Here is a 6,023-nt window from a genome sequence, read left to right as displayed (position 1 = left end):
CTTCGACCCCGCCAGGGGGCTGCGCCCCCTGGACCCCCATCGGCCTCCGGCCTCGTCCTCAAACGCCGGACGGGCTGGAAGGTGCCTGGGCCAGCGCTGGGAAGTGACGCTCGTCCTCAAACGCCGGACAGGCTGAGAATGGCGGCCCGGCGCCGAATGCGGACGCCTCCGGACTTGAGGCAACGCCCCCCGCAGGTCGGTGGGTTCGGGGGTGGGTGCGGGCTGGGGACGGAGTGCCCCACGGCGTTGCACGAGGCGAAAGTGTGGTCGGGGTCAGACGCCTGACGGGCTGGAGTGGCCCACTCCCGTTCCCAGGGCTCCGCGTTGGGGCTTGATGCCTGCTGGGACGGCTCGTTGGCGGGCGGGGGTGCCGGTCCAGCAGGTGCCTCGGCGGGAGAGCAGGCGGTGTAGCCAGAGTTCCAGGGAGACGAGGTCGGCGAGGCCGTCGAGGGGGAGGGGTTCGCCTTCGGCGGCGGCGCGGAGGGCCTTGCGGACGACTCGGGCCTCGACCAGGCCCGCCTGGGCCAGGAGGGGGGTGCCGAAGAGGGTCATGAGGGGGTCGACCGACACCCGGAGGCCGGTGCGGGCCGCCGCTGCCGCCGGGGCGTGGGACGGGGCGCCCCAGCCGGCCGGGAGGTCGGCGACTCCGGCGCCCTCCAGGACCGTGCGGAGGATGGCGGCGCGGGCGCCGGGCTGGACGCGCAGGGCTTCGGGGAGCGCGCGGCACGCGCGTACCACCTGGTTGTCGAGGAACGGGGTGTGCAGGCGCTGGGAGCGGATCTCGGCGGCTTGTTCCAGGACGCGGATGTCGGCGGCGTGGCGGGCGAGGGCGGCACGCGCGCGGTGGTCGCCGGGGCGCTGGCCGGGGCCCACGCCGTTGCGGCTCGTCGCGGCTTGCAGGCGAACCGATACTTCAGCCAGGGCCTCGCCGGTCAGCCAGCGGGCCGCCGGGCCCGGTCTGGCCCAGGTGAGGGCGGCGAGCGACGCCCCTACGGCACCTCCGGGTTCGTCGAAGCGACGGTCCATGAGGCGGGCGGCCAGCGAGTCCAGACCGGTGCGGTACGGCGTGCGGGCCAGCTTTCGTGCGGCGCCGTACACGCGCGCGGGGACCAGCACCGAGCCGTCCGCCTTCGCCAGCGCCGCGACCGGGCGGACCAGGTGACGGCGTTTGCGGTCCATCAGGAGGTCGGCCAGGCGGGCCGGGTGGGCGTCCAGGACCTGGCGGGCACCGTAGCCCGTGAAGTGGTCGGCGCTGCCGGCGGCGAGCCGCGCGCGGTGTCGCGCCGCCGTCACCAGGCTCGGGCCCGGCTCGTCCGTCAGAGGGCCGTCCAGGTCGGCGTACGGCAGTGTCTCCTCGCCGCCCGTCACCACCACGTGGTGCAGGCGGGGGTTGGCCGCGAGGGTTCCCGCACGTTCCAACTCGGCCTCGCGGCCGCCCACCGCGAGGTCGTTGAAGGTGACCGCCAGCAGTCGCTCCCCCGCGCCCGTGCCGTGGCCCAGGACCGTGCCCGGCATCCCCGGGAGGCCGGCGGCGAGGAGGGCCAGGGTTCCCGACGCGGGGCCGCCGGAGAGGTCCGCGCCGATGCCCGGTACCGGCATCCCGCGCGCGGCACGCCGTTCGGCGGGGCCCATGCCCGGGACCGGGCCTGGGTCTATGTCGGCGCCGGGGACATGGCGGGGCGCGGACAGACGCGCGCGTACCGCCTCCACCAAGGCGTCGCGTACGGCGTCCACCGCGCTGTCCGGGTCGGCGGTGGGTGCCGCGACCGCGAGCGAGGCGACCGGCTCGTACCCGGCGATCTCGCGCGCCCCGGTGCGCAGGATGAGCGCATGCCCCGGCGGAATGCGCCGTACGCCGTCGTACGGGGTGGAGTCGTGCAGGGCGGCGGGTACGTCGGGGGCGGCCAACAGTGCCGCTAGGTGGCCGAAGTCGAGGTTGGCCTCGATGAGGTCGGCGAGGGGGAGCGCGGCGGTCGCATAGGCCGTCCCGCCCGCCCAGGGGGTGTAGAACACCGGCCGCGCGCCCGCCAGATCGCCGCACACCGTGACCCGGCGGCCGACCTGGACGACGGCCGTGTAGCTGCCGGACCAGGCCGTCAGATGCCGAAGTGCGCCCCCGCGCGCGGCGAACAGTCCGAGGCGCAGCTGCTCGTCACTCGCGCCGCAGGTGCCGAGGACCGCGATCCTGTTCTGCGCGTCCGCCTTGACCACGCGCACCTCGTCCGGGCGCCAGTCGCCGACGGCCCACAGTGGATCGGGGTCGCCCCACAGGAGTTGGGAGCCGACCGGGTGCACGGTCTCGCCGTCGCTTCCGGTGGCCCCCGCGGAGCCGATACCGGCGGCCACCGCGGTGGTGCTGCTCCATCCCACCAACCACCGCATCGCCGCCTCCACAGGCTGTGGACAACCAGTGCACCGTACGAACCGGTCACCATGCTGCCATGAAGGACGCGTGCCGGAGCGGCGGCGGAGCCGCTCGAGATCTCGGATTTGTGCGAGCGCCAGGTGCGGATGACGGCCGTTGAAGAGCGTCGCGCGATCCGAACGCCCGCACGAGACAAGGGGATCGGGCCGATGGCTGCGACGCGAATGCGCCCCCGATACGCTCCCCGAAAACGCCCTTCGCGCCCTCAAGTCCCATGGTGGGAGCGGTAATCACCCGGGCTGGGCGGGGTCGATTTTCGGCCAAATCAGCGGCGTGAGGACAGGCTCACGCACACTCCGTGCAACCCCTGCGCACTACTCGGTGTGCTCGCGATGCGCGCAGTCCGGGGAACGGTGTACGCCCCCCGGACCGTTCCGCCGCCCGCGGGGATGTAGGCGGCGGAATCCCCCAGCCCACTGGATCCAGTACAGCGGGCCGACCCACGCATGAGCCATGGAACCGCTCCCCCGGTGGCTGGAGAAGAGCGCACGGACGGGCGCACAGCCACACAGCGGGAGCACGTCACAACTGTGCGTAGGGGGTGCGCACTTGAGTACGGACCACAATCCCGCCATCCGGAAGAATGCCCCTTAACGCTTGGGATGCGGCGAACTACGCTGGGTTTACGAATGCCGCGTGGTTATGCCAGCGCGGCAGCCGTCTGTGTCGAGGGGTGGCGCATGTCCAGGGAGCAACGCGGGCCGAACGAAAAGCTCGGCGCCGTTCTCGCCCTCGCGGGAATCAGCAACGCAGGACTCGCCCGACGCGTCAACGACCTTGGCGCTCAGCGGGGCCTGACTCTTCGCTACGACAAGACGTCGGTGGCGCGCTGGGTGTCGAAGGGCATGGTGCCGCAGGGTGCCGCGCCGCACCTCATCGCCGCCGCGATCGGCCAGAAGCTGGGCCGCCCGGTGCCGCTCCACGAGATCGGCCTGGCGGACGCGGACCCCGCACCCGAAGTGGGCCTCGCCTTCCCCCGGGACGTCGGACAGGCGGTGAAGTCGGCGACGGAGCTCTACCGTCTCGACCTCGCCGGGCGGCGCGCCGGCTCCGGCGGCATTTGGCAGTCGTTGGCCGGTTCGTTCGCGGTAAGCGCATACGCAACGCCCGCCTCACGGTGGCTGATAACCCCGGCCGACAGTTCGGTCGCGCGTGACGCGAGCCCCTCCGAGGGCTCCGGCGCACCGCTCAAAGTCGGCCACAGCGATGTGCAGAAGCTGCGGGAGGCCGCCGAGGACGCCAGGCGCTGGGACTCCAAGTACGGAGGCGGCGACTGGCGTTCGTCCATGGTGCCCGAGTGCTTACGGGTGGAGGCGGCGCCGCTGCTGCTCGGCTCGTACTCCGACGAGGTCGGCCGGGCGTTGTTCGGCGCGAGTGCCGAACTCACCCGTCTCGCCGGGTGGATGGCGTTCGACACCGGGCAACAGGAGGCCGCCCAGCGCTACTACATCCAGGCGCTACGCCTGGCCCGAGCGGCGGCCGACGTACCCCTCGGCGGGTACGTACTGGCGTCGATGTCGCTCCAGGCGACCTACCGGGGCTTCGGCGACGAGGGCGTCGACCTCGCCCAGGCCGCGCTGGAACGCAACCGGGGGCTGGCCACGGCCCGCACCATGAGCTTCTTCCGCCTCGTCGAGGCACGCGCACACGCGCGCGCGGGTGACGCACAGGCGGCCGGCGCCGCCCTCAAGGCGGCGGAAGGCTGGCTGGAGCGGTCCAGGGAGGGCGACAACGACCCGTCCTGGCTCGGCTTCTACTCCTACGACCGCTTCGCCGCGGACGCCGCCGAGTGCTACCGGGACCTGAAGGCACCACGTCAGGTACGGCGGTTCACGGAGCAGGCGCTGTCGAAGCCGACGGAGGAGTTCGTGCGCTCGCACGGGCTGCGGCTGGTCGTCTCGGCGGTCGCCGAACTGGAGTCGGGCAACCTCGACGCGGCCTGCGAGCAGGGCGTACGGGCGGTGGAGGTCGCGGGGCGGATATCGTCCGCGCGCACCACGGAGTACGTGAAGGACCTGCTGCACCGCCTGGAGCCGTACGGCGACGAACCGCGCGTGGTCGAGCTACGGGAACGTGCACGGCCGCTGCTGATGGCTCCCGCGTAGGCGGCGCGTCCATGAGACCGGCGGCTCGGCAGTCCGAGCCGCCGGCCGTGGCGGCCCTACGGCGTCGGCGTCAGGGAGTCGCGGGCGCCCGGCGCGCTGTCCGTACGTCCGAAGCAGCGCTCCAGCTCGTCGAGGTCGTAGAAGGCGCTGTTCTTCGCGATCGGGTGACAGCCGGTCTTGAAGGCGGTCTCCTTCTCGTTGTAGAGCATCCGCACCAGGTAGGTGTCCGCGTTGCCGCCCTTGCCGTCCTTGCGGAAGACGTCCCACTGGACGTTCGAGCCGAGCGGTGCCACGGACGCGCCTCGCCAGGCGTTGTCGGCGTAGGTGTACGGGCGCTCGGCCGTGGCGCCCTGCGTGCTGCCGGGCAGGCCCATCAGCGCGGCCAGCGGGATGATCTCCTCGGCGTGGGTGAAGCGCAGTTCGGCGCCCAGATCGCTGGCACCGGCGCGCTTGGCCTCGACCTGCTCGAAGAAGTCGTCGAGCAGGACGTCCGCCATCTTGTACGTGATGTCGCTGCCGGCGAAGCCCGGGCCCTTCTCGTAGAAGTCCTCGACATCGCTCAGGTACCCGAACCAGGCCGCGTCCCGCCTGGACATGAACCGCTCCATGCCCCAGCCCCTGCCGCCGGGGCTCTCGTCGCTCATGGCGGGCGCGATGGCGTACAGGTTGTAGACGGCCGTGGCGGCGGCCACGCGGTCGGCGTCGGAGAGCCGGTCGACGAAGTCGCCCTTGAAGAGCTTCTTCAGTACGTCCCGGGCGGCGCGGTGGGTGGCGGGCTGGTCGGTGATCGACTTCAGGGTGCTCGCGAGGCGCTGGTCGTGCGCGATGTACTCCCGGTAGGCCGCGCCGCCGGCCGCCTTGTGGAAGTACAGCAGGTCGACGTCCGTGCGGGTCGGGCCGATCAGCGGCTTCAGGGCGGGGTCGGCCTGGGCCAGCCCCGCGGCGTACAGGTTCGCGCTGTCGACGGCGCGCCCCTGCCCCGAGCTGACGACGTCGATCTTCTCCTTCTCGCCGGCGATCTTCCTGAACAGGCCCGGCAGCCGCCGCTGCATCCGTACGGCCGTGTCGTGGATCTCGCGCCTGCCGCGCCCGCTGAGATCGCCGTAGCCGACGGTGCTCATGGCGTTCTGCAGCGCCCGCGCCTTCGGGCCGAACTCGCGGCCCTTCGCGGTGAGGCGACCGGCCGCCTCGGCCTTCTCCCACAGCGCGAGGACCAGGTCGGCGTCCTCGCCGTCGGTGGCGGCGCGGGAGCCGTGGCGGGAGACGTTCTCGGTGAAGACGGGGGTGAAGCCGGCGGGGGGACGCTGGTAGGTGCGGGCGTTCTGGCCGGGGGCGTAGGTCGCCTTGGTGCCGTAGCTGTCGCGGGTGAGGGCGGGGATGGGGGGGGGGGTGGGGGTGTTCGTGGCGGCGACGGCGGGGGCAGCTGGGGCGGTGGCCAGGAGGGTGGCCAGGAGGGTGGCCAGGCCGAGGGCCAGGGCTGGGGTCAGGATCCG

The 6,023-nt window shown here is 72.9% G+C and carries 3 protein-coding genes; 1 reads left to right on the top strand and 2 read right to left on the bottom strand.

Going from position 1 to position 6,023, the window contains the following annotated elements:
- Positions 1-273: 273 nt before the first annotated feature.
- Positions 274-2,382 carry an asparagine synthase-related protein gene (locus L0P92_RS41190; protein WP_234768263.1) on the bottom strand — a complete coding sequence of 703 codons (2,109 nt, stop codon included), beginning with the start codon at positions 2,380-2,382 and terminating at the stop codon, positions 274-276.
- A 723-nt stretch (positions 2,383-3,105) separates the two neighbouring features.
- On the opposite strand from L0P92_RS41190, the gene L0P92_RS41185 reads away from it, so the two are divergent.
- Positions 3,106-4,530: an NsdA family TPR-like regulatory protein gene (locus tag L0P92_RS41185; RefSeq protein WP_234768262.1), complete on the top strand. Its 1,425-nt coding sequence runs from the start codon at positions 3,106-3,108 to the stop codon at positions 4,528-4,530.
- Between the two features lie 56 nt (positions 4,531-4,586).
- On the opposite strand, the gene L0P92_RS41180 is transcribed toward L0P92_RS41185, so the two are convergent.
- On the bottom strand, positions 4,587-6,017 hold the full coding sequence (locus tag L0P92_RS41180) for a histidine-type phosphatase (protein ID WP_372497421.1): 1,431 nt from the start codon (positions 6,015-6,017) through the stop codon (positions 4,587-4,589).
- Between the last annotated feature and the right edge of the window lie 6 nt (positions 6,018-6,023).

The sequence above is a fragment of the Streptomyces muensis genome (genome assembly GCF_021474425.1).
GTDB classification, from domain to species: domain Bacteria; phylum Actinomycetota; class Actinomycetes; order Streptomycetales; family Streptomycetaceae; genus Streptomyces; species Streptomyces muensis.
Note: the sequence above shows the minus strand (reverse complement) of the source record. Positions and strands in the feature narration are given on the sequence as shown.